The organism is Micromonospora sp. BS32 (genome assembly GCF_059089345.1).
In genome coordinates this window covers 32,418-55,544 of sequence record NZ_JBSSHR010000014.1, presented here as the reverse complement: position 1 = coordinate 55,544, position 23,127 = coordinate 32,418, and the positions used below count along the sequence as shown (strand labels likewise).

The 23,127-nt window shown below is 73.4% G+C and carries 25 protein-coding genes; 21 read left to right on the top strand and 4 right to left on the bottom strand.

All coding sequences use genetic code 11. The features are described from left to right. Positions 1–23: 23 nt before the first annotated feature. Positions 24–1,736 (bottom strand): alkaline phosphatase D family protein, encoded by a 1,713-nt coding sequence (locus tag AC5RWQ_RS20735; RefSeq protein WP_494284354.1) that lies wholly within the window; start codon positions 1,734–1,736, stop codon positions 24–26. Between the two features lie 149 nt (positions 1,737–1,885). Here AC5RWQ_RS20735 and ftsY point away from each other — a divergent pair, with 149 nt between their 5' ends. The 8 genes from ftsY to ffh all read left to right on the top strand — a co-directional run bounded on the left by ftsY (position 1,886) and on the right by ffh (position 11,854). Beyond that, on the top strand, positions 1,886–3,067 hold the full coding sequence (gene ftsY, locus AC5RWQ_RS20730; protein ID WP_494284353.1) for a signal recognition particle-docking protein FtsY: 1,182 nt from the start codon (positions 1,886–1,888) through the stop codon (positions 3,065–3,067). Between the two features lie 7 nt (positions 3,068–3,074). Next, positions 3,075–3,938, top strand: coding sequence for an aminoglycoside phosphotransferase family protein (locus AC5RWQ_RS20725; protein ID WP_494284352.1), 864 nt, complete (start codon positions 3,075–3,077; stop codon positions 3,936–3,938). A 232-nt stretch (positions 3,939–4,170) separates the two neighbouring features. Further along, positions 4,171–5,568, top strand: a complete 1,398-nt coding sequence (locus tag AC5RWQ_RS20720) for an ammonium transporter (protein ID WP_494284351.1) — start codon at positions 4,171–4,173, stop codon at positions 5,566–5,568. A 25-nt stretch (positions 5,569–5,593) separates the two neighbouring features. Beyond that, positions 5,594–5,932: a P-II family nitrogen regulator gene (locus AC5RWQ_RS20715; protein ID WP_170285500.1), complete on the top strand. Its 339-nt coding sequence runs from the start codon at positions 5,594–5,596 to the stop codon at positions 5,930–5,932. Between the two features lie 13 nt (positions 5,933–5,945). Beyond that, positions 5,946–8,222: a [protein-PII] uridylyltransferase gene (locus tag AC5RWQ_RS20710; protein ID WP_494284350.1), complete on the top strand. Its 2,277-nt coding sequence runs from the start codon at positions 5,946–5,948 to the stop codon at positions 8,220–8,222. An 81-nt stretch (positions 8,223–8,303) separates the two neighbouring features. Then, positions 8,304–9,449, top strand: coding sequence for a sensor histidine kinase (locus AC5RWQ_RS20705; RefSeq protein ID WP_494284349.1), 1,146 nt, complete (start codon positions 8,304–8,306; stop codon positions 9,447–9,449). Further along, positions 9,446–10,102: a response regulator transcription factor gene (locus AC5RWQ_RS20700; RefSeq protein WP_334482812.1), complete on the top strand. Its 657-nt coding sequence runs from the start codon at positions 9,446–9,448 to the stop codon at positions 10,100–10,102. The genes AC5RWQ_RS20705 and AC5RWQ_RS20700 overlap by 4 nt, the downstream gene beginning before the upstream one ends. A 198-nt stretch (positions 10,103–10,300) precedes the next feature. After that, positions 10,301–11,854 carry a signal recognition particle protein gene (gene ffh / locus AC5RWQ_RS20695; protein WP_494284348.1) on the top strand — a complete coding sequence of 518 codons (1,554 nt, stop codon included), beginning with the start codon at positions 10,301–10,303 and terminating at the stop codon, positions 11,852–11,854. Positions 11,855–11,952: 98 nt separating this feature from the next. Here ffh and AC5RWQ_RS20690 read toward each other — a convergent pair whose 3' ends face one another. Together AC5RWQ_RS20690 and rpsD are read right to left on the bottom strand one after the other, a co-directional pair. Next, entirely contained in the window at positions 11,953–12,114 is a 162-nt protein-coding gene (locus AC5RWQ_RS20690) for a hypothetical protein (RefSeq protein WP_494284347.1), read from the bottom strand. Further along, positions 12,111–12,722 carry a 30S ribosomal protein S4 gene (rpsD, locus tag AC5RWQ_RS20685; RefSeq protein ID WP_494284346.1) on the bottom strand — a complete coding sequence of 204 codons (612 nt, stop codon included), beginning with the start codon at positions 12,720–12,722 and terminating at the stop codon, positions 12,111–12,113. Before rpsD ends, AC5RWQ_RS20690 begins: the two co-directional genes overlap by 4 nt. Before the next feature lie 152 nt (positions 12,723–12,874). Here rpsD and AC5RWQ_RS20680 point away from each other — a divergent pair, with 152 nt between their 5' ends. Further along, a complete protein-coding gene (locus tag AC5RWQ_RS20680) occupies positions 12,875–13,954 on the top strand; it encodes an amidohydrolase family protein (protein ID WP_494284345.1) in 1,080 nt (359 codons plus the stop codon). 38 nt (positions 13,955–13,992) lie between these two features. Here the strand turns inward: AC5RWQ_RS20680 and AC5RWQ_RS20675 are convergent, their stop codons facing one another. After that, a complete protein-coding gene (locus AC5RWQ_RS20675; protein ID WP_494284344.1) occupies positions 13,993–14,589 on the bottom strand; it encodes a TetR/AcrR family transcriptional regulator in 597 nt (198 codons plus the stop codon). Positions 14,590–14,711: 122 nt separating this feature from the next. Between AC5RWQ_RS20675 and proS the strand changes: the two genes are divergently transcribed. From proS to AC5RWQ_RS20615, 12 genes are all read left to right on the top strand, one after another. Further along, positions 14,712–16,118 (top strand): proline--tRNA ligase, encoded by a 1,407-nt coding sequence (gene proS / locus AC5RWQ_RS20670; RefSeq protein WP_494284343.1) that lies wholly within the window; start codon positions 14,712–14,714, stop codon positions 16,116–16,118. Between the two features lie 140 nt (positions 16,119–16,258). Next, positions 16,259–16,906, top strand: coding sequence for a ribonuclease FAU-1 family protein (locus tag AC5RWQ_RS20665; RefSeq protein WP_494284342.1), 648 nt, complete (start codon positions 16,259–16,261; stop codon positions 16,904–16,906). A 242-nt stretch (positions 16,907–17,148) separates the two neighbouring features. After that, positions 17,149–17,658 carry a 30S ribosomal protein S16 gene (gene rpsP / locus AC5RWQ_RS20660; RefSeq protein ID WP_494284341.1) on the top strand — a complete coding sequence of 170 codons (510 nt, stop codon included), beginning with the start codon at positions 17,149–17,151 and terminating at the stop codon, positions 17,656–17,658. Beyond that, positions 17,633–17,893: an RNA-binding protein gene (locus AC5RWQ_RS20655; protein ID WP_334483172.1), complete on the top strand. Its 261-nt coding sequence runs from the start codon at positions 17,633–17,635 to the stop codon at positions 17,891–17,893. The genes rpsP and AC5RWQ_RS20655 overlap by 26 nt, the downstream gene beginning before the upstream one ends. A gap of 2 nt (positions 17,894–17,895) precedes the next feature. Then, a complete protein-coding gene (rimM, locus tag AC5RWQ_RS20650; protein WP_494284436.1) occupies positions 17,896–18,396 on the top strand; it encodes a ribosome maturation factor RimM in 501 nt (166 codons plus the stop codon). A 16-nt stretch (positions 18,397–18,412) separates the two neighbouring features. Beyond that, the gene (gene trmD / locus AC5RWQ_RS20645) at positions 18,413–19,201 is read left to right on the top strand and encodes a tRNA (guanosine(37)-N1)-methyltransferase TrmD (protein ID WP_494284340.1); all 789 of its coding nucleotides are present in this window, start codon (positions 18,413–18,415) and stop codon (positions 19,199–19,201) included. Between the two features lie 143 nt (positions 19,202–19,344). After that, positions 19,345–19,701: a 50S ribosomal protein L19 gene (gene rplS, locus AC5RWQ_RS20640; RefSeq protein WP_184182400.1), complete on the top strand. Its 357-nt coding sequence runs from the start codon at positions 19,345–19,347 to the stop codon at positions 19,699–19,701. A 184-nt stretch (positions 19,702–19,885) separates the two neighbouring features. Beyond that, positions 19,886–20,761, top strand: a complete 876-nt coding sequence (gene lepB / locus AC5RWQ_RS20635; RefSeq protein WP_494284339.1) for a signal peptidase I — start codon at positions 19,886–19,888, stop codon at positions 20,759–20,761. Beyond that, the gene (gene lepB / locus AC5RWQ_RS20630; RefSeq protein WP_334482783.1) at positions 20,758–21,393 is read left to right on the top strand and encodes a signal peptidase I; all 636 of its coding nucleotides are present in this window, start codon (positions 20,758–20,760) and stop codon (positions 21,391–21,393) included. The genes lepB (AC5RWQ_RS20635) and lepB (AC5RWQ_RS20630) overlap by 4 nt, the downstream gene beginning before the upstream one ends. A gap of 62 nt (positions 21,394–21,455) precedes the next feature. Then, on the top strand, positions 21,456–21,953 hold the full coding sequence (locus tag AC5RWQ_RS20625; protein ID WP_494284338.1) for an NUDIX hydrolase: 498 nt from the start codon (positions 21,456–21,458) through the stop codon (positions 21,951–21,953). Then, positions 21,947–22,759: a ribonuclease HII gene (locus AC5RWQ_RS20620; protein ID WP_494284337.1), complete on the top strand. Its 813-nt coding sequence runs from the start codon at positions 21,947–21,949 to the stop codon at positions 22,757–22,759. The genes AC5RWQ_RS20625 and AC5RWQ_RS20620 overlap by 7 nt, the downstream gene beginning before the upstream one ends. After that, complete coding sequence (locus tag AC5RWQ_RS20615) at positions 22,756–23,079, top strand: DUF2469 domain-containing protein (protein ID WP_007075222.1); 324 nt, start codon at positions 22,756–22,758, stop codon at positions 23,077–23,079. The genes AC5RWQ_RS20620 and AC5RWQ_RS20615 overlap by 4 nt, the downstream gene beginning before the upstream one ends. The last annotated feature ends 48 nt before the right edge of the window (positions 23,080–23,127 follow it).

Below are 23,127 nucleotides of genomic sequence, written 5' to 3'. Positions count from 1 at the left end.
GCGAAGAGCGTACGGCGCGGGGATCAGTCCACCGAGGCGAGTCGCTGCCGGGCCACCTCGCGCAGGTGACCGTCGCTGGTGGTGCCCTCGATCACCACCTCGGCGCCCCGGCCGCGGTGCTCCAGTGTGGCCACCGCGTTGCCGAAGTACGGCCCGGCCAGCTTCTTCCACCGCACCGTCGGTCGGCGTACCCCGGCGGAGCGGGCCAGCGCCCGGGTGGTCGAGGCCGGCCCCGGATTCCAGCCCAGCTTCATCAGCGGGCGCATCGCGGCCGGCACCTGGTTGTGGATCGGCGAGCAGGTCAGCTGGTGCACCGGGGTGCGCACCCCCGGGTCGTCGAACCGGGCCCGGGCCACGTACGAGTGGTGCACGTCCCCGGAGAGCACGCTGATCGAGGCCGGCGGCGCGTACGCGGGCCCGGCGCCCACCCGGTCGCCCGTGCCGCCCGGCTGGCCGCTGCCCAGCCGGGCGAAGAGCGCGCCGAGGGCGTCGAAGGAGCGCCGGAACGCGGCCCAGTGCTCCAGGTCCCAGGCCCGGCGCATCCGCTCGGCGAGGCGGGCCACCCAGGCCCGGGGCGAGTCGGCCAGCTTCTCGTTCCACGACTCGACGTGGTGGATGCCCGGCGGGAGCAGCCAGGGCAGCGAGGTGCCCACCACCAGGTGGTCGTAGACGCCGTGCGCCCGGTCCAGGAACCAGGACCACTCGCCCGGCGGCAGCATCGCCCGGGCGCCCGGGTCGAGCACCCGGCTGCACCGGTTGTCGAGCATGACGAGGCGGGTCCGGCCCAGGTCGAGCGAGTAGCTCCACTGGTACTGCACGGCCCGCCAGCGCTCGGTGTCGTGCGCCTCGTCGGCCTCCCGGTCCACCCGCTCGCCGAACTCGCGCAGCACCTCGGTGGCGTCCCCGGCGGTGACCACCTTGGCGTAGAGCGGGTCGTCGGCGATCTCGTCCGGGGAGAGGTTGCCCAGGTGCTGGTAGACCCAGTAGGAGGCGAGCCCACTGCGGATCCGCTCGGCCCACCACGCCTGGCCGCGCATGTCGGCCCGCCAGGAGGCCGAGGTGTTCCAGTCGTCGATCACCTCGTGGTCGTCGAAGATCATCGCGCTCGGCACGGTGGAGAGCAGCCAGCGGATCTCCGGGTCCCGCCACGACTCCAGGTAGAGCTTCGTGTACTCGTCGAAGCTGACCACCTGGTCGGCCGGGGCGTCCTTCGGCCGGCGCCGGCGCCGCTTGAGCAGCCGCTTCACCGTCGGCGAGGTGACGTCGGCGTAGACCTGGTCGCCGAGGAGCACCAGCAGGTCGGGCAGGGCCGCCGGGTCCGGGGCGGCGATCAGCCGCCGGGCGTACGCGTCGAGCGCGTCCGGGGGCAGCCGCCGGGTGGTGGCGTGCTGCGTGGTCTCCCGGCAGGAGCCGAAGACCAGCCGCACCGGCTGATCGCGGTCGTCGACGGCCCGGGTCCGGATCACGCTGGGCGGGAAGCCGCTCTCCGGCACCGGCCAGGCCACCTCGTCGTCGACCAGCACCTCGTAGCTCGCCGCGCTGTCCGGGGTGAGCCCTTCCACCACCACGAGGGCGTAGTGGTGGTCGTACGCGGAGAAGGTCGGTGCGGTGCCCGTGGCGCCGTCGGTCGTGCGGACGGTGACCACCGCGGGCGCGCTGGTCTCCACCCAGACGGTGGCCCGGGTGCCGGCCACCCGTCGCAGCAGGGGACCGATGAGCAGGCGTGCCGCGGGCATGGTGGACCTCCGAGTTGAGCGATCTTCATGTCTACTACCCGGCCGGCGGTCGCACCACTGCTGGCTGTGACCGAGGGTACCGCCGGATGCTGAGCGCCCCGGGGTCACGTGGTGAAGACGCCGTCGCGGGCATCTGACAGGATTTCGGCATGAAGGAATACCTCCTCGTCGCACTCGCCCTGCTCGGTGTGCTGATCCTCGGCGGCCTCAGCCTGGTGGTGCCCCGGTTGCGCCGGCGCCCCGAGCCGCCGCTGCCGGAGACAGAGGTCGACACCCGGGCCGAGGAGGACCTGGCCGGTCCACCCGTGGAGGCCCCCGAGTCCGATCTGTCCACCGGCGTCCTGGTCGAACCGCCGGTGATCGAGGCGCCACCGCTGGAGGTCCCGGAGCCCACCGCCGGCCGGCTCGTCCGCCTGCGCTCCCGGCTGTCCCGCTCGCAGAACGTCTTCGGCCAGAGCCTGCTCGGCCTGCTCAGCCGCGACCACCTCGACGAGGACGCCTGGGAGGAGATCGAGGACGCCCTGATCACCGCCGACGTCGGCATCGACGCCACCCGCGACATCGTCGACCGGCTCCGCGAGCGGACCCGGGTGCTCGGCACCCGCTCCGCCGGCGAGCTGCGCGCCCTGCTCGCCGCCGAGCTGGTCAACGCCCTCGACCCGAGCCTGGACCGGTCCCTGAGGACCGAGCCCAAGGACGGCCGGCCCGCCGTCCTGCTGGTGGTCGGCGTGAACGGCGCCGGCAAGACCACCACCTGCGGCAAGATCGCCCGGGTGCTGATCGCCGACGGCCGCACGGTCACCCTCGGCGCCGCCGACACGTTCCGCGCCGCCGCCGCCGACCAGCTGGAGACCTGGGGCAGCCGGGTGGGTGCGATCACCGTCCGCGGCCCGGAGGGCGCCGACCCGGCGAGTGTCGCCTTCGACGCCGTCCGCGAGGGCATCCAGGCCGGCACCGACACCGTCCTCATCGACACCGCCGGCCGGCTGCAGAACAAGATCGGCCTGATGGACGAGCTGGGCAAGGTCAAGCGGGTGGTGGAGAAGCACGGCCCGATCGACGAGACCCTGCTGATCCTCGACGCCACCACCGGCCAGAACGGCCTGGAGCAGGCCCGGGTCTTCACCGAGGTGGTCAACGTGACCGGCGTGGTGCTGAGCAAGCTCGACGGCACCGCCAAGGGCGGCATCGTGATCGCCGTGCAGCGCAAGCTCGGCATCCCGGTCAAGCTGGTCGGCCTCGGCGAGGGCGCCGACGACCTGGCCCCGTTCGACCCGGCACAGTTCGTCGACGCGCTGCTCGGCACCGAGCCGCTCGCCCGGGACGCGTAATCTCGCAGTGACGACTGACGATCGCGCGTACCCCGGGTGGCGGGACCCTCGCGACGCGGCGCCGGGCCTCGGGAGGCCGTACGTGACTTCGCAGGAGATCCCGCTGCACGGCGGGAACGTGAGCACGGTGGTACGGGTCGGCGACACCGTCCGGCGCAACGCCGGCCCGTGGACGCCGTCCGTGCACGCCCTGCTGCGGCACCTGGAGTACGTCGGGTTCTCCGGCGCCCCCCGCGCCCTCGGGATGGACGAGCGCAACCGTGAGGTGCTGTCGTACCTGGAAGGGGAGTGCGGGGAGTACCCGCTGGCCCGGCACTGGGTCACCGACGAGGCGCTGGTGACCGTGGCGACCATGCTGCGGATGTTCCACGACGCCCAGTACGGCTTCGCGCCGCCGCCGGGTGCGGTCTGGCGCTCGTTCGGCCCGCCCCCGCCGGACACCGAGGTGATCTGCCACCACGACGCCGCCCCGCACAATGTGATCTGGCGTCCCGACGGCACCCTCGGGCTGATCGACTTCGACCTCGCCTCGCCCGGCGCCCGGATCTACGACGTGGCGTACGCGGCCTGGACCTGGGTGCCGATCTTCTCCGACCGGGACTCGATCACCCTCGGTTGGAAGCGCCCCGACCGGCCGCGCCGGCTGCGCCTCTTCGCCGACGCGTACGGGCTGATCCCGCGGGACCGGCACCGGCTGATCCGGACCATCCGCAAGCGGATCGTCGACCACGTCGAGGGCATCCGCCGGATGGCCGCGGCCGGCGAGCCGGCCTTCGTCCGGATCGTGCACAAGGGCCACCTGCGCCGCCCGATGCGCGACCTGCGGCTGCTCGACTACGAGCGGCACCACCTGGAGTACGCCCTGCGCTGAGGCGCCCGCACCGGGAAAGAGTGGTCGTTCCGACACCGGACGGCCACTCTTTCCGTTTCCCCGGTCCATGATCGCGGTTCTTCACATGCCGGAAACAACCCGTCACGCGTCGGAAATCGAGCGGTGTCGGTGAAGGAAACAGCGGGCGGCCAGAGTTCCCGCCAACCGGCTGACGGGCGATGGTGCCAGTTCCAGTCGGATGAGGAGGACTTCCACACCGAGAGGAGGCAGCGTGGAGATCAACACCGGCAACACCGCCTGGTTGCTCCTGTCGTCTGCGCTCGTGCTGCTCATGACGCCGGGTCTGGCCCTGTTCTACGGGGGACTGAACCGGTCCAAGGGCGTACTGAACATGATGATGATGAGCTTCTCAGCGATCGGGCTCATCTCCGTACTCTGGGTCATCTACGGCTTCACCCTCGCGTTCGGCACCAACGGCAGCGCGGGCGTCAACAACGTGATCGGCAGCTTCACCCAGTACTTCGGCACCGAGACGAGCTTCATCGGCGAGGAGTGGCTCTTCCTCGGGGCGGGGACCGGAATCCCCACGTACGTCTTCATGGTCTTCCAGATGATGTTCGCGATCATCACGGTGGCCCTGATCTCCGGCGCGGTCTCCGACCGGCTCAAGTTCTCCGGCTGGCTGCTCTTCGCCTTCGCCTGGTTCACCCTGGTCTACGTCCCGGTCGCGCACTGGGTCTGGGGCGGTGGCTTCATCGGCTCCAAGATCAAGGCGCTGGACTTCGCCGGTGGCACCGCGGTCCACATCAACGCCGGCGCCGCCGCGCTCGGCCTGGTGCTCGTCCTCGGCAAGCGGGTCGGCTGGCCCCGGGAGAGCTTCAAGCCGCACAACATCCCGTTCGTGGCGCTCGGCGCCGGTCTGCTCTGGTTCGGCTGGTTCGGCTTCAACGCCGGCTCCGAGCTGACCGTCGACGGCACCACCGCGGTGGCCTTCGTCAACACCCAGGTGGCCACGGCCGCCGGTGTGCTCGGCTGGGTCGTCGTCGAGTGGGTACGCAGCAGGAAGCCCACCCTGGTGGGCGCCTCCTCCGGCGCCATCGCCGGTCTGGTCGCCATCACCCCGGCCTGTGGCTTCATCGCCCCGCTGCCGTCGGTGCTGCTCGGCCTGATCGCCGGCGCGGTCTGCGCGGTGGCGGTCAGCCTGAAGTACAAGCTCGGCTTCGACGACTCGCTCGACGTGGTCGGCGTGCACTTCGTCGCCGGCTGGATCGGCTCGCTGTTCATCGGCTTCTTCGCCACCCTCCAGGTCAACTCCGCCATCGAGGGCCTCGGCGCCAGCGAGGGCCTGTTCTACGGCGGCGGCCTGACCCAGCTCGGCCGGCAGGCCCTGGCCAGCGGCATCGTCTCGGTCTACTCCTTCGGGGTGGCCGTGCTGATCGCCCTCGCCGTCAAGGCCCTGATCGGCCTCCGGTCCGACCCCGACGACGAGGTCGCCGGCATCGACGTGGCCGAGCACGCGGAGAGCGCGTACGACCTGTCGCCGACCACCGGCAGCTCCGCCGGTGGGGCCTTCGCGATGGCCGGGCTCAGCCCGGGCGCCGCGAAGCCGGCCTCGGAGGAGGCCACCGCGCCGGCCACCGCGCCGGTGGACGAGAAGGTCGCCGGTTAACGTTCCTGGAATGGAGGGCTTGGACATGAAGCTGGTGACCGCGGTCATCAAGCCGTACCAGCTGGACGCGGTGAAGGAGGCCCTGCACGCCCTCGGCGTGGCCGGCCTGACCGTCAGCGAGGTTCAGGGGTACGGGCGGCAGAAGGGGCACACCGAGGTCTACCGGGGTGCCGAGTACACGGTCGAGTTCCTGCCCAAGATCCGGGTCGAGGTGCTCACCGACGAGATGGATGTCGACAAGATCGTGGACGCGATCGTGGCGGCGGCCCGGACCGGCAAGATCGGCGACGGGAAGGTCTGGGTGACCGGCGTCGAGGAGGTCGTCCGGGTCCGGACCGGCGAACGCGGCCTCGACGCCCTGTAGGAGGCGCCACCAGATGACCCCGTCGACCAGGAACGACGCGCCGGAGACCCCCATTTCCGCCGGCGCCGGCCTCCTGGTCGACGGGGTCGTCCGCGTACCGGCCGGGATCGGCGCGGCGGCCCGCCGGGAGCGGGCCGCGGCGTTCGACGACTGGCTCGCCGCGCTGCTGCCGCCCCGGCCCGGCATCGCCCTGATCGCGGTCGGTGGCCTCGGGCGGCGGCAGTGCGCCCCGCAGGGTGACCTGGACCTGGTCCTGCTGCACGCCGGGGTGCCCGGCGTGGACCAGCTGGCCGCGTCGCTGTGGTACCCGATCTGGGACGCCGGCGTGCGGCTGGACCACTCGGTGCGCACCCTCGCCGAGGCGCTCTCCGTGGCCCAGGACGACGTCAAGGTCGCCCTCGCCCTGCTCGACGCCCGCTTCGTCGCCGGGGACCGGGCGCTCGCCGACACCCTGCACCGGACCGCCACCGACCACTGGCGGCGTACCGCCGTCCGCCAGCTGCCCGGGCTGCGCGAGATCACCGCCGCCCGCTGGCGTACCCACGGGGAACTGGCCTTCCTGCTGGAGGGCGACCTCAAGGAGGCCGCCGGCGGCCTGCGCGACGTGGGCATCCTGCGGGGCATCGCCACCGCCGGCGTCACCGACGCGCTGCGCCCCGCCGTCCGCGCCGCCCACCTGCGCCTGCTGGACACCCGCGACGCCCTGCACGAGCAGGTCGGCCGCCGGGTCGACCGGCTGGTCGCCCAGGAACGCGACGGGGTCGCCGCCCTGCTCGGGATGGAGGACGGCGACGCGCTGCTGCGCCGGGTCGCCGGGGACGCCCGCACCATCAGCCACGCCCTCGACGACGCCTGGCGGGCCGCCGACCGGCTCCGCTCCGGCCGCCGCCGGGGCGCCGACGGGCGTCCGCTGCGCCGTCCGGTGGCCCGGGACGTGGTCGAGCACGACGGCGAGCTGGTGCTGGCCCGCACCGCCATCGGCGCCCGCCCCGACCCGAGCCTGTCGCTGCGGATCGCCGCCGCGGCGGCCACCACCCGGCTGCCGATCGCCCGGGCCACCTGCGAGTGGCTGGCCGCGTACTGCCCGCCGCTGCCCGCGCCGTGGCCGCCGGCCGCCCGGGCCGCGCTGACCACCCTGCTCGGCGCCGGACCCGGCCTGGTGCCCGCCTGGGAGACCTGCGACCGGTACGGGCTGATCGACGGCTGGCTGCCCGAGTGGACCCGGCTGCGCAGCCTGCCCCAGCACAACCCCGTGCACCGGTACACCCTCGACCGGCACCTGGTGCAGACCGCGTACGAGGCGAGTCGGCACACCCGCGAGGTGGACCGGCCCGACCTGCTGCTGCTCGGCGCGTTCCTGCACGACATCGGCAAGGGGCTGCCCGGCGACCACAGCACCGTCGGGGCCCCGCTGGCCGAGGCGGTGGCCACCCGGATCGGCCTGCCCGAGCCGGAGGTGGCGCTGATCGGCACGCTGGTCCGGCTGCACCTGCTCCTGCCCGACGTGGCCACCCGCCGTGACCTGTCCGACCCGGTCACCATCGCCGGGGTGGCCGAGCGGGTCGGCGACACCACCACCCTCGACCTGCTGCACGGCCTGGTCCGCGCCGACGCGGCGGCCACCGGCCCGGCCGCCTGGTCGGACTGGAAGGGGCGGCTGGTCGGCGAGCTGGTCGGCCGGGTGCGCACCGCGCTGGACACCGGGGTGCTGCCCGCCCCGCCCGCCCCGGACCCGGCGCTGGTGGCCGGGCCGCTGCCGGTCGTACACCTGACGGAGGACCGAGTGGCGGTGGCCGCGGCGGACCGGCGGGGGCTGCTCGCGACGGTCGCCGGCTGTCTGGCCCTGCACCGGCTGGAGGTGCTCTCCGCGGACGCCGCCACGGTCGACGGCCGCGCCCTGGTGCAGTGCCGCGTCCAGCCGCGCTACGGCCTCACCCCCGACCCGATCGCGCTCAGCGCGGACCTGCGCCGGGCGGTCAACGGCGACGTCTCGGTCACCCAGCGGCTGCGCGGCCGGGCCCTGGCCGCTCGCGGGGAGGGTGCCGCGCCCCGGGTGGTCTGGCACCGGGAGGCCGCCACCGACGCGGTGCTGCTGGAGCTGCGCGCCGCCGACGCGGCCGGGCTGCTCTACCGGGTCACCTGCGCCCTCGACGAGGCCGGGGCGCAGGTCCGGGCCGCCCGGATCTCCACCCTCGGCGCCGACGTGGTGGACGCCTTCTATCTGGTCGGCGGCTGGCCGGACGACGCCGAGCGGGCCCGGCTGGAGGCCGCGGTGCTGGCCGCCGTCTGAGCGCGGTACGTCCGGCGACGTAGCCGCGGAGCCGCCCGTGGGGGCACGTCGAGGGGCCGGCCGACGGGCAGAATGACCGACGTGCCAGCGGTCGAGGATCCGGACGGGCGTCGCCAGGAGTCGGCGGGCGACCTCGCGCTGGCCCTGTTCCTGCTGCTGCTCGGGGTCTTCGCCACGGCTGCGGCCGGGCGCAACCAGCCCGGCGCCGTCGCCGTCGACGCCGGGGCCCTGGTCCTGGCCGGCGGCGCCGCCCTCGCGCTGGTCGGGCGGCGCCGCGCACCCCGGGTGACCCTCGCCCTGGTCAGCGTCGCGGTCTCCGCCTACCTGGTGCTCGGCTACCCGTACGGCCCGGTGCTGCTCAGCTTCATGGTGGCCGTCTACACGGTGGCGGTGCGGCTGCCGATCCGGGCGGCCGCCGTCGCGGCGGCGGGCGGGCTCGTGCTGATCCTGGTGCACGTCTTCTGGTCCCGGGGCGCCGCGCCCGGTGCGGCCGCGGCGCTGCCCGGGTCGGCCTGGGTCGTGGTGCCGTTCGCGCTGGGCGTCGCGGTGCGGACCAACCGCGAGACGACCGCCCGGGCCCGCGCCGAGCAGGCCCGGCTGCTGGCCGACGGGGAGCGGCTGCGGGTGGCCCGGGAGGTGCACGACGTGGTGGGGCACGGCCTGGCGGCGATCCACATGCAGGCGGAGATCGCGCTGCACCTGCTGGCGAAGCGGCCGGAGCAGGCCGAGACGGCGCTGCGGGCGATCAGCCGGACCAGCAAGGAGGCGCTGGACGAGCTGCGGGTGACGCTGACCGTGGTCCGCCGGGACGAGGCGGACGCCCAGCGGGCCCCGGCGCCCGGGCTGGACCAGGTGCCGCAGCTGCGGGACCGGCTGGCCGGGGCCGGGGTGCCGGTCACCGTGACGGTGGACGGGGAACCGCGGCCGCTGCCCGTGGCGGTGGACCTGGCCGCCTACCGGGTGGTGCAGGAGTCGTTGACCAACGTGCTGCGGCACGCCGGGCCGGCCACCGCCGCCGTCCGACTCCGGTACGCGCCCGCCGAGGTGGCCGTGGAGGTGACCGACACCGGCCGGGGCGCGCCGACCGGGGTCGGGCCGGGCGGCGGGTTCGGGCTGGCCGGGATGCGGGAGCGGGTCACCGCGCTGGGCGGGTCGTTCGCCGCCGGCCCGCACTCCGGCGGCGGTTTCCGGGTGTACGCGGCACTGCCGGTGGAGGAGGCTCAGTGATCACGGTGTTGCTCGCCGACGACCAGGACCTGGTGCGGATCGGGCTGCGGGCCCTGGTGGAGAGCGAGGACGACCTGAGCGTGGTCGGCGAGGCCGCCGACGGGCTGCGCGCCGTGGAGCTGGCCCGTGCGCAGCGCCCCGACGTGGTGCTGATGGACGTCCGGATGCCGGGCGTGGACGGCATCGAGGCGACCCGGCGGATCGTCGCCGACCCCGCGCTGGCCGGTACCCGGGTGGTCGTGCTGACCACCTTCGAGCTCGACGAGTACGTCTTCGACGCGCTGCGGTACGGGGCGAGCGGCTTCCTCACCAAGGACACCCCGCCGGCGGAGCTGCTGCGGGCCATCCGGGTGGTGGCCGAGGGGGAGGCGCTGCTGTCGCCCTCGGTGACCCGCCGGGTGGTCCGTGAGTACGCTGCCCGGCCGGCCCGGGTGCCCCGCCCGCACCCGCGCCTGGACGCCCTCACCGACCGGGAGCGGGAGGTGGTCGGGCTGGTCGGCGAGGGGTTGAGCAACGCCGAGATCGCCGGCCGGCTGGTGGTCAGCCCGGCCACCGCGCGGACCCACGTCAGCCGGGCGATGGTGAAGCTGGGCGCCCGGGACCGGGCCCAGCTGGTGGTCTTCGCGTACCAGTCGGGGCTGGTCGACTCGTGATCGTCGGGGGGTCGGCCGGAGCGGCCGGCGGGACGGCCGGCGGAGGCTACGGAGCTCGATCACGCCGGGCACGGCGGCTGCGGGCGGTGCCGGGGCCGGGCCGGAGCGCGGGTGCGGGCGGCGGGCTACCCTAGCGGTGGCTGGACTCCTGCCCAGCCGCGTTGTGCCCGCCGGAAAAACGACAAACGGGATGTTCGCGTGTTTGACACCTTGAGTGACCGCCTGTCCGGGATCTTCACCAAGCTCCGTGGCAAGGGTCGGCTCACCGACGCCGACATCGACGCCACCGCGCGCGAGATCCGCATGGCGCTGCTGGAGGCCGACGTCGCCCTGCCGGTGGTCAAGGGCTTCATCGCGAACGTCAAGGAGCGGGCCCGGAGCGCCGAGGTCTCCCAGGCGCTCAACCCGGCCCAGCAGATCATCAAGATCGTCAACGACGAGCTGGTCAACGTGCTCGGCGGCGAGGGGCGGCGGCTCCAGTTCGCCAAGCAGCCGCCGACCGTGATCATGCTGGCCGGCCTCCAGGGTTCCGGCAAGACCACCCTCGCCGGCAAGCTGGCGCGCTGGCTCAAGGCTCAGGGGCACCAGCCGCTGCTGGTCGCCGCCGACCTCCAGCGCCCCAACGCCGTCGGGCAGCTCCAGGTGCTCGGTGGCCGCGCCGGCGTCGAGGTGTACGCCCCGGAGCCCGGCAACGGCACCGGCGACCCGGTGCAGGTCGCGCGCGCCTCGATCGAGCACGCCAAGCGGGCCGCCCGGGACATCGTCATCGTCGACACCGCCGGCCGCCTCGGCATCGACGCCGAGATGATGCAGCAGGCCGCCGACATCCGCGACGCCGTCGACCCCGACGAGGTCATCTTCGTCATCGACGCGATGGTCGGTCAGGACGCGGTCCGGACCGCCGAGGCGTTCCGGGACGGGGTCGGTATCACCGGCGTGGTCCTCTCCAAGCTCGACGGCGACGCCCGCGGTGGCGCCGCGCTGTCGGTCCGGGAGGTCACCGGGCAGCCGATCCTCTTCGCCTCCACCGGCGAGAAGCTGGAGGACTTCGACGTCTTCCACCCCGACCGGATGGCCAGCCGGATCCTCGGCATGGGCGACGTCCTCACTCTGATCGAGCAGGCCGAGCAGGCCTTCGACTCCGATCAGAAGGAGAAGATGACCGCCAAGCTGATGGGCGGCGAGCAGTTCACCCTGGAGGACTTCCTCGACCAGCTCATCGCGGTCCGCCGGATGGGCCCGATCGCCAACGTGCTGGCCATGATGCCCGGCATGGGGCAGATGAAGGACCAGCTCTCCGAGCTGGACGACAAGCACTTCGACCGGGTCACCGCGATCATCCGGTCGATGACCCCGGGCGAGCGGACCAACCCGAAGATCATCAACGGTTCCCGGCGGGCCCGGATCGCCAGCGGTTCCGGCGTCACCGTGATGGACGTCAACCAGCTGCTCAACCGCTTCGCCGACGCGCAGAAGATGATGAAGCAGATGGGCGGCATGATGGGCCTGCCCGGCGGTGGCCGGCGCAAGGCGACCAAGTCGCCGAAGAACAAGCGCAAGGGCACCAAGGGCGGCAACCGGCCGCGCACCGGGGCGGGCGCCGGGATGCCGGGCGGCTTCCCAGGCGGCATGCCGCAGCTCCCGCCGGGCATGGACCCGGGCGACCTGGCCGGCGGTCAGGGCCTGCCGCCGGGCTTCAAGCTCCCGAAGATCGATTTCAACAAGCTCGGCAAGGGCGACGGCAAGCGCTGACGTTGGGGCCGGATGGCGGCGCCCGTCACCGCCGTCGGTTCGCGTCGGTTCGCCCCGGTTCCGCCGGGTGGTGGCGGCGACCGCCATCCGGTCGCGGGTCACCGTCGTGGTGCCTTCTTCGGGGGACGCTGACCCGTCATGCTCTCCAGCCGCGCCTGCTTGTGCTCGACGCGGCGCCGCTGCCGCGGCGTCAAGTCCGGCCGGCCGCTCTGCCGCAGGTAGTTGGGTACCCGGCGGTCGTTCGGAATCGGCATGCTCATCGCGCGACCTCCTCGTCGGCGTGGACGGCGAGGGGGATGTCCCGCAATGCGGGCACCTCCTGCCGTCGCGGTTCCCGGGTCAGGGTCGCGGTGCACCGCTCCGGCCTGACCTCCAGGTACGGCGGCGCCTCGCCGCCGGGGTACTCGGCGACGGCGACGGCGACCGGCATATGCCACTGGCGCTCCGGGCGCACCTGGATGGTCTGCCCCGGCTGGACCAGGTACGAGGGCCGGTTGACCTTGCCGCCGTCGACGGTGAAGGTGTTGTGGGCGACGAGGTCGCGCGCCTCGTCCACCGAGCGCGCGAAGCCGGCCCGGTGCACCAGCGCGTCCATCCGCTGTTCCAACTGTCCGACCAGGTTCTCCGTCGCGTCGCCCGGCTGCCGGGCCGCCGTCACCACCGCCCGGGCCAGCTGCCGCACGCGCAGCTCGTACACCGCCCGGACGTGCTGCTGGTCGGCGTCGGTCAGCTGGTACCCGCGCGGGGCGCGCCGCGGCCCGCCCCGGATGCCGACCGGGTGCCGCTGCCGGCGCAGCCGGTAGCCGTGCGCCGGGTGCAGCGGGACCTCGTCGGTGGGCGAGGGACGTACCTTCGTCCGGACAGCCATCTTTCCTCCCTGAGCTCTCGGGTCCGACCACCGTTCATCGGCACCGGGTGAGGCGGCCCCACCCGGTCCGGGTGAGCCTTCCGGCCACCGCCGCGCCGGGCGGTTCCGGCCCGCCGAGGCGCGGCAGGGGATGATCCGGTAGGACTGTGCACATGGCTCTGCATGTGCGCGGTGTGCTCCTGCCGGACGACGAGGTCCGGGATCTGTGGCTGGTCGGCGACCGGGTCACCTTCGAACCGGTGCCCGGCGCGGAGACCGTGGTCGACGGCGGGTACGTGCTGCCCGGCCTGATCGACGCGCACTGCCACATCGGCATCGCCCGGGGCGGCACCCCGATCACCTCGCTCGACCAGGCCCGCGAGCTGGCCCGTATCGACCGGGACGCCGGGGTGCTGGCGATCCGGGACGCCGGCTCGCCGTACCCGTACCCAGAGCTCGACGACGAGCCGGACCTGCCGCGACTGGCCCGCGCGGGCCGGCACGTCGCCCCGCCGAAGCGCTACCTGCGCGACATCGGCGTGGAGGTCGGCGCGGCGGAGGTGGCCGCGACGGTCGCCGCGCAGGCCGCCGCCGGCAACGGCTGGGTCAAGCTGGTCGGCGACTGGATCGACCGGGGCGTCGGCGACCTGGCGCCGGCCTGGGACGCCGACACCATGACCGCGGCCGTCGAGGCCGCGCACGCCGCCGGGGTACGCGCCGCGGTGCACACCTTCTCCGAGTCGGCCGTGGAGATCATGGTGCGGGCCGGGGTGGACTCGGTCGAGCACGGCACCGGGTTGAGCCTCGACCTGATCGACCTGATGGCCCGGCAGGGCACCGCGCTGATCCCCACGATGATCAACATCCAGACCTTCGGCGGCATCGCCGACCAGGCCCGGGCCAGGTTCCCCGGGTACGCCGACCACATGCTCGCCCTGCGCGACCGCTTCCCGGAGGTGGTCCGCGCCGCGTACGAGGCGGGGGTGCCGATCTACGTGGGCACCGACGCGGGCGGCGGCATCGACCACGGGCTGGCCGCCGAGGAGATGCTGCTGCTGCACGAGCGGGCCGGCATGTCCGCGGTGGACGTCCTCGCCGCCGCCTCCTGGCGGGGCCGCGAGTGGCTCGGCTTCCCCGGCCTGGTCGAGGGCGGCCTGGCCGACCTGACCGTCTACCCGGAGGACCCGCGCAAGGACCTGCGCGTCGTCCGCACCCCGTCCCGCGCCATCCTCCGAGGCCGCGTGCTCCGCTGACCCCCGCCGTAGGGCGCGAGGGCGTGGGGCGCGGGTGGTCAGGGGGTGGCAGCCGTCAGGAAGAGGTGCAGGGCCAGGTCGGCCAGGGCCTCGGCGGTGTCGTCCACCGGGGCCTGGGGGAGCACGATGTGGCTGACCACCAGGCGGACGATGGTGTCGGCGGCGAAGGCCAGCGCCGCCGGGTCGGCGTCGGGCAGGTGGTCGCCGGCCCACTCCAGCAGGGCGCCGGAGGCCTCGGTCAGCACCAGCTCGGCCCGGGTGGTCAGGAAGGGCAGCAGCTCGTCGGAGCCGCCCCGGGCGCTGGTCAGGATCGCCTTGATCAGCGGGTTGTCGGCCGCCTCGGCGAGGGTGTGCCGGATGGCCGCGTACGCGCCGGCCCGCACGTCGGCGCCGTGCGCGCGCAGCGCGGCGCGTACCTCGGCGACGAACCGGTCCACCTCGCGTCGGGCGAGGGCCTCGGCCAGCCCGGCCTTGCTGCCGAACTCGTTGTAGACGGTCTGCCGGCTCACCCCGGCGGCGGCGGCCACCCCGCCCATCCGTACCCCGTCCCAGCCGGACGCGGCGGTCTGCGCGCGGGCGGCGTCGACGATCGTGTCGCGCAGCCGCTGGCGGGCGGAATCCCTCAGCTCACCCATCGTGGTCGAAGTCTACGGTCGGCGCGTCCGGCCGCCCACGCCGTCGCCAGCGGACGCGGCGCGACGCGACGGACGCCTCCCGGGCGCAGTGGCGAGCCGGACGCCGCCTAGGATGTGCGGTCATGGCACGCGTGCTCACTCCCCGTGCGGAGGACTTCCCCCGCTGGTACCAGGACCTGATCGCCAAGGCGAAGCTGGCCGACAACGGCCCGGTCCGCGGCACCATGGTCATCCGCCCCGCCGGCTACGCCATCTGGGAGCGGATGCAGGCCGAGATGGACGCCCGGATCAAGGCGGCCGGCGCGGAGAACGCGTACTTCCCGCTCTTCATCCCGGAGAGCTACCTCAAGCGCGAGGCCCAGCACGTCGAGGGCTTCTCGCCGGAGCTGGCAGTGGTCACCCACGGTGGCGGCAAGCAGCTCGCCGAGCCGGTGGTGGTGCGCCCCACCAGCGAGACGGTCATCGGCGAGTTCATGGCCAAGTGGATCGACTCGTACCGGGACCTGCCGCTGCTGCTCAACCAGTGGGCCAACGTGGTCCGCTGGGAGCTGCGCCCGCGGATCTTCCTGCGCACCAGCGAGTTCCTCTGGCAGGAGGGGCACACCGCGCACGCCACCCGGGAGGACGCCCGCGCCTACGCGCGGCGGATCCTCCACGAGGCGTACGAGGACCTGATGGTCAACGTGCTGGGCATTCCGGTGGTGGTCGGCCTGAAGACCGCCCGGGAGCGCTTCGCCGGGGCGACCGCCACCTACACCTGCGAAGGCATGATGGGTGACGGCAAGGCCCTTCAGCTCGGCACCAGCCACGAGCTGGGGCAGAACTTCGCCAAGGCGTTCGACATCAGCTACTCCTCGGCCGAGGGTGGCCGGGAGCACGCCTGGACGACCTCCTGGGGCACCTCCACCCGGATGCTCGGTGGCCTGATCATGGCCCACGGCGACGACAACGGCCTGCGCGTGCCGCCGAGGCTGGCGCCGATCCAGGCGTACGTGATGATCGTCAAGGACGGCGAGGGCGTCGGCGAGGCGGCGGCCAAGCTCCGCGACGGCCTGCGCGACGCCGGTGTCCGGGTCGCGCTCGACGACCGCACCGACACCGCGTTCGGCCGCCGGGCCGTCGACGCCGAGCTGCGCGGCTATCCGGTACGTGTCGAGGTCGGCCCCCGCGACCTGGCCGCCGGCAACGCGGTCGTGGTCCGGCGTACGGACGGCTCGAAGTCCCCGACCCCGGTCGCCGACGTGGTCGGCGCGGTGCTGGACGCCCTGGAGGCCGACCAGCAGACGCTGCACGACCAGGCCCTGGCGCACCGGCAGTCCCGCACCGTCGAGGTGTCGAGCCTCGCGGAGGCGATCGAGGCGGCGGCCACCGGCTGGGCCAAGGTGCCGTGGTCGGCGGTCGGCGTGCAGGGCGAGGCCGAGGCGAACGGCCAGGGCGTCACCGTGCGCTGCCTGCTCCGCGCCGACGGCTCCGTGCCCGACTCCGAGGACGAGCCCGACCTGGTGGCCATCCTGGCCCGCGCCTACTGAGCAGTCGTACCCCGGAAGCCGGTCCCGCCCCGCGGGCCCGGCTTCCGTGCTTTCCCCGCCCCGCACCCCGGTGAGTCGATCTCCGTGGCCGACAGCTGTCCCGGACCTGTGGAGCCCGGAGTGCTCGGTAGGGTCGGGGCATGAGGTTCGAGGCGGGGCGGCTGGTCATGCACCGCAACGTGCGGCAGGGTCGGATCGGGTGGGTGCGGCCGGCGCGGGTGGTGGCCGACGACGAGCGTGGGCTGCTGCTCTGGATCGCCCGGGACACTCCGATCGCCAACGAGGTCACCGAGGCCGGGCTGGGCATGCGGGCCATGCCGTTCGTCGAGTGGATCTCCTCGTCGTACCGGCTGGCGCACGGCCGGTGGAACGGGCCGCCGCTGCTGAAGTTCCTGCCCAGCGGCGCCACCCACTCCGTCTGGTGGTTCCGCGACGCCGCCGGCCGCTTCGCCAACTGGTACGTCAACCTCGAGGAGCCCGCCGTCCGCTGGGACGACGGCCCGGTCGCCGGGGTCGACGTGGTGGACCAGGACCTGGACGTGGTGGTCCACCCCGACCGCAGCTGGCGGTGGAAGGACGAGGAGGAGTTCGTCGAGCGGCTCGCCTTCCCCGACGACTACTGGGTGGCGGACGAGAAGGCGGTGCGGGCCGAGGGGGAGCGGGTGATCGCCCTGGCCGAGGCGGGGGAGTTCCCGTTCGACGGGACCTGGTGCGACTTCGAGCCGCCGGTGGACTGGGCCGTCCCGGACGCGCTCCCACCGGGCTGGGACCGTCCGCCGGTGCGCTGACCGGCGTGATCCCGGTCACCGCGCGGCGGTCCTGAGCGTGGTCTCCGGGTCCGGTGTGAGAGATCGGCGCCGGATCTGGCAGAATGGGGCGCTGGTATCCGGCACGCGTTCGGCGCCCTCTAACCCGGGCGCGTCGCCAGTCCACCGAGCAGTCTCCGGCCCAAACCCCACTGTGCCGGGTGGCGCTCACCCGTGCACCGCCCGTACCGGGTCGGTGAGATCGCAACAGGAGCGAAACAACTGTGGCCGTAAAGATCCGGCTCCTGCGGATGGGCAAGATCCGCAACCCGCAGTACCGCATCGTCGTCGCCGACTCGCGCACCAAGCGTGACGGTCGCGCGATCGAGTTCGTCGGCGTGTACCAGCCGAAGGAAGACCCTTCGGTGATCGAGGTCAAGTCGGACCGGGTCCAGTACTGGCTCTCCGTCGGCGCGCAGCCGAGCGAGGCCGTGCAGCGTCTGCTGGAGCTGACCGGTGACTGGCAGAAGTACAAGGGCCTGCCGGCCCCGCCGCCGCTGAAGGTCGCCCCCGAGCGGGCCGACCGCAAGGCGGCGTACGAGGCCGAGGCGAAGGCCGCCGCCGGGCTGGCCCCGGAGGCCCCGGCCCGGCCGGCCAAGAAGGCCTCCAAGGCTGAGGCTCCGGCCAAGGTCGAGGCTCCGGCCGAGGCGGAGGCGCCGAAGACCGAGGCTCCGAAGACCGAGGCTCCGGCCGAGGCCCCGGCCGCTGCTGCCGACGCCGGTGAGCAGGCCTGACGTGGCACTGCGTCCCGCGCTGGAGCACCTGGTCAAGGGCATCGTGGACCACCCGGACGACGTGCGCGTCCGGTTGGTCGACTCCCGTCGGGGCAAGCGGCTGGAAGTCCGCGTGCACCCCGAGGACCTCGGCACGGTGATCGGGCGGTCCGGTCGGACCGCCAAGGCGCTGCGCCAGGTGATCGGCTCCATCGGTGGACGCGGCGTACGCGTCGACATCGTCGACTCGTACTGATGCTGCTCATCGTCGGCAGGATCGGCAAACCGCACGGGATCCGCGGTGAGGTCACCGTGGAGGTGCGGACCGACGAGCCCGAAGCGCGATTCGCCCCCGGCGCCGGCGTGCTCTTCCGGGTCCCGGCGGAGTTGACAATCGAGGCGGCCCGCTGGCACCAGGGTCGGATGCTGGTCGCCTTCGAGGGCATCGAAGGCCGCGAGGTCGCCGAGGCGCTGCGCGGCACCCTGCTCGGCGTGGACAGCGCCGACGTCGCCTCGCCGGAGGACCCGGAGGAGTTCCACGACCACCAGCTGGTCGGGCTCGCCGTGGTCACCCCGTCCGGCGAACGGCTGGGCGAGGTGGCCCGGATCGACCACGCCCCCGCCTCGGACCTGCTCGTCCTGCGCCGCCCCGAGGGGCGGACCGCGCTCATCCCGTTCGTCAAGGCGATCGTGCCCGAGGTCGACCTCGCCGGCGGTCGCGTCGTCGTCGACCCGCCGGCCGGTCTGCTCGACCTCTAGACCGAAAGCCGCCCCCATGCGCGTCGACATCGTGTCGATCTTTCCGGAGTACTTCGCCCCGCTGGACCTGTCGCTGATCGGCCGGGCCCGGGAGAACGGCACGCTCCGGCTGGCCGTACACGATCTGCGCGGCTGGACCCATGACGTGCACCGCACGGTCGACGACACCCCCTACGGGGGCGGACCCGGCATGGTGATGCGGCCCGAGCCGTGGGGCGACGCCCTCGACACCCTGGCCCCCGACGAGCTCAGCCCGGACGGCCTCACCCTGCCCCGGCTGCTGGTGCCCTCGCCGGCCGGCGTCCCGTTCACCCAGGCGATGGCCCACGAGCTGGCCGCCGAGTCGCACCTGCTCTTCGCCTGCGGCCGGTACGAGGGCATCGACCAGCGGGTGCTCGACCACGCCGCCACCCGGATGCGGGTCACCGAGGTCTCGCTCGGCGACTACGTGCTCTTCGGCGGCGAGGTCGCGGTGCTGGTGATCCTGGAGGCGGTCACCCGGCTGTTGCCCGGGGTGCTCGGCAACGCCGGCTCCCTGGACGAGGAGTCGCACGCGCACGGGCTGCTCGAGGCCCCGATGTACACCAAGCCGGCGAGCTGGCGCGGGCACGAGGTGCCGGAGGTGCTCCGCTCCGGCGACCACGGCCGGGTCGCCCGCTGGCGGCGCGACGAGGCGCTCACCCGCACCGCTGCCCGGCGGCCCGACATGATCGCCGCGCTGCCCCCGGAGAGCCTGGACAAACGGGACGTCGCCGCGCTGGACCGGGCCGGATTTCAGCCGCCGCCGGGGGATGTGGCAAAGTAGAGGGGTTGCCGCATCCGTCCGCGCCCGCGGGCGGCTGCGAGGATCCCCGACCGGGGTCGGCCCGCCGATCACCACCCGGGAATCAGAATCACCCATCCGCGCATCGAGTGACGGTGCGCCGTGAGCCTTACGAGGACGCAGCGATGAACATCCTGGACGCCCTTGACGCCCAGTCGAAGCGGACCGACCTTCCCGACTTCCGTGCCGGTGACACCGTCAAGGTGCACGCGCGGGTCGTCGAGGGCAACCGGTCCCGTGTCCAGATCTTCCAGGGCGTCGTCATCCGCCGCCAGGGTGACGGTCTGCGCGAGACCTTCTCGGTCCGCAAGGTCAGCTTCGGTGTCGGCGTCGAGCGGACCTACCCGCTCAACGGCCCGGGCATCGACCGGATCGAGATCGTGACCCGCGGTGACGTCCGGCGCGCGAAGCTCTACTACCTGCGGGAGCTGCGCGGCAAGAAGGCCAAGATCAAGGAGAAGCGGGAGAAGCTCCCCAGCTGATCTTCGGCTCGCCACGCCGGCTGAGCTGCCCGGGTGTCATATCGACCAGAGCGCATTACCCTGGTCGATACGGGCGCAGGAGGGCGGCGACGACGGTCGCGGCACAGCGAATGTCCACTACCGCCCGTGGGGCCTCGCCGAGGCCCCCGGGCGGTAGTGTCGTTTCTGCGGACCGGGGAGTGACGTGGTACGGGTGTTGGACGAGAGCGACACAGTCGATCCATGGCGCCGACGGGTCCGGCGCGGGCGCCGGCAGATGCCCCTCTGGCAGGAGTTGCCACTGCTCCTGGTGGTGGCGTTCTGCCTCGCGGTGCTGATCCGCACCTTCCTGCTCCAGGCGTTCTTCATCCCCTCCGGCTCGATGGAGGACACCCTCCTCATCGGTGACCGGGTGCTGGTCAACAAGGTCGTCTACGACGTCCGCGATCCGCTGCGCGGCGAGGTGGTGGTGTTCCGGGGCACCGACCGCTGGGTGGCCCAGGAGACCCAGGAACCGGAGCCGGGCCTCGCCGGCAAGGTGGGCCGCACCTTCGGCGACCTGGTCGGGGTGAGCCGCCCCGGCGAGAAAGACTTCATCAAGCGCGTCATCGGCCTGCCTGGCGACCGGGTCAAGTGCTGCGACGACCAGGGGCGCGTGCTGGTCAACGGCATCCCGCTGGACGAGCCGTACGTGATCCGGAACTCACCGCTGGACGTCCCGCCGAACCCGCGCGAGTGCCGGTCCCGCCGCTTCGACGAGGTGGTCGTCCCGCCCGGCCAGATCTTCGTGATGGGCGACCACCGGTTGGTCTCCCAGGATGCTCGCTGCCAGGGCCCGGTGCCGATCGAGAACGTGGTCGGGCGGGCCTTCGCCGTGGTCTGGCCCTCCTCGCGGTGGGCGTCGCTGCCGGTGCCGTCGACCTTCGACCCGGTGGCCGGGGCCGCCGCCGCTCCGCCCGCCCCGGTGGCGCCGACCCCGGTGGGCGGAGTGGTGCTCGTCCTCCCGCTCACGGCCCTGACTACCGTTGTCGCGGGTTCCGGACGATCGTCGCGCGCCCGGCAACGTAGGCTCCTCCCGTGATTGACGAGCAGACCGAAAAGCCCCGCAGCTCCTTCTGGAAAGAGCTGCCCATCCTATTGGGTGTCGCGATCCTGGTGGCGGTGCTGGTCCGCGCATTCGTGCTGCAGACCTTCTTCATTCCGTCCCCCTCGATGGAGAACACCCTCAAGATCGATGATCGGGTGCTGGTCAACAAGTTGGTCTACGACTTCCGCTCGCCGCACCGCGGCGAGGTGGTCGTGTTCAAGGCGCCGACGGAGTGGAGCGGCAACCCGGACGGCGAGGACTTCATCAAGCGGGTGATCGGCGTCGGCGGCGACCACGTGGTCTGCTGCGACGCCCAGGACCGGCTGACGATCAACGGCAGGGCCCTCGACGAGCCGTACATCTACTCGGCGAACGGCCAGCAGGACAAGCCGGCCGACCAGGAGTTCGACATCACCGTGCCGCAGGGGCGGCTCTGGGTGATGGGCGACCACCGCTCCGCCTCCGGCGACTCGCTGGAGCACTGGCAGCAGTCCGGTCGGAACATCGACAGCGCCACCATCCCGGAGGGCGAGGTGGTGGGGCGGGCGTTCACCGTCTTCTGGCCGTTCGACCGGGCCACCTGGCTGACCGTGCCGAAGCAGTTCGACGGGATCCCCAACCCGTAAGGCCGGCCGCCGTCGCCCCCGGGGCGTGGTCGATCGTCACCCGCGTCTGGCAGGCTGGGGCGGTGACCGTCTACACCCCTCGCCGCGCGGCCCGGGTACTGCTCGTCGACGCGGGTGGCCGGGTGCTGCTGTTCCGGGGCAGCGATCCGGCCCGCCCGGAGCACCACTACTGGTTCACCCCGGGCGGCGGCCTCGACCCCGGGGAGACCCCGGCCCAGGGCGCGGCCCGCGAGCTGGCCGAGGAGACCGGGCTCCGGCTCGACCCGGCCGAGCTGGGCGACGCGGTCTTCGCGCAGACGATCGAGTTCCCCTTCGACGGGGTCTGGTACCGCCAGGAGCAGGAGTTCTTCCTGCTCCGGGTGCCCGACTGGGAGGTGGACACCGCGGGCTTCGACGAGATCGAGCGGGCCAGCGTCTCCGGGCACCGCTGGTGGCCGGTCGGCGAGCTGGCGGGCTCCGGCGAGCGGTACTACCCGGAGGACCTGCCCGCCGTGCTGGACCGGGTTCTCGCAGCGTCCGCCGGCCCGGTGCCGTCCCGGGGCGGGGGTGGGTCGTGCTGACGCCGCCGCGCACCGTGGTGCGCCGGGAGGGTGGGCTCTACGCGCTGGAGCGGGCCCTGCAGCGGCGGGGCTTCCGGCACGTCGCCGGCGCGGACGAGGCCGGCCGGGGGGCTTGCGCCGGCCCCCTGGTGGCCGCCGCCGCGGTGCTGCCCGAGGGCCGACGCGGCGAGATCGAGGGGCTGGCCGACTCGAAACTGCTCACCCCGGCCAGCCGGGAGCGGGTGTACGCCGAGGTGGTGGCCCGGGCCCTGGCGTACACGGTGGTGATCATCCCGGCCGAGGAGGTCGACGCCCGCGGCCTGCACGTGTGCAACGTGGCCGCGATGCGCCGGGCGCTCGCCTCGCTGACCACCCGGCCGGAGTACGTGCTGACCGACGGCTTCGGGGTGGACGGCCTGGACGTGCCCGGCCTGGCGGTGTGGAAGGGGGACCGGGTGGCGGCCTGCGTGGCGGCGGCAAGCGTGCTGGCCAAGGTCACCCGGGACCGGATCATGGTGGAGCTGGACGGGCGGTACCCGGGCTACGGCTTCGCCGAGCACAAGGGGTACATCACCGCCGAGCACACCGAGGCGTTGCGCGAGCGTGGGCCGTGCGTGGAGCACCGCTTCTCGTACGTCAACGTGGCCACCGTCTCCGGCCGGGAGGGCGCTCCGCCCCGGTCCCGACGGCCGGCCGTCGGGCCCGTGCCCGAGCCGATGGAGCGCTCAGGCGCGTCAGGGGGTACCGTCGGCGTGGCGTTGGGCGAGCAGCCTCGGCCCCCGGCGCCGGTGGGGGAAGATGTGGTCATGGAAGGCGGAGTGCGATGAGCGCGGAAGATCTCGAAAAGTACGAGACCGAGATGGAGCTGCAGCTCTACCGGGAGTACCGCGACATTGTCCGCCAGTTCTCCTACGTGGTGGAGACGGAACGCCGCTTCTACCTCGCCAACCAGGTCGACCTGCACGTGCGTAACTCCGACGGCGAGGTCTACTTCGAGGTCGAGATGCACGACGCCTGGGTGTGGGACATGTACCGTCCAGCCCGCTTCGTGAAGAACGTCCGGGTGATGACGTTCAAGGACGTCAACGTCGAGGAGCTCGAGAAGCCGGACATCTCCCTGCCCGCCGACTCCGGCTTCGGCGGCTGAGCCGGCGCGTTCCCGCCCCGCCGGCGTCCCTCCGCCCGCCGGCGACGG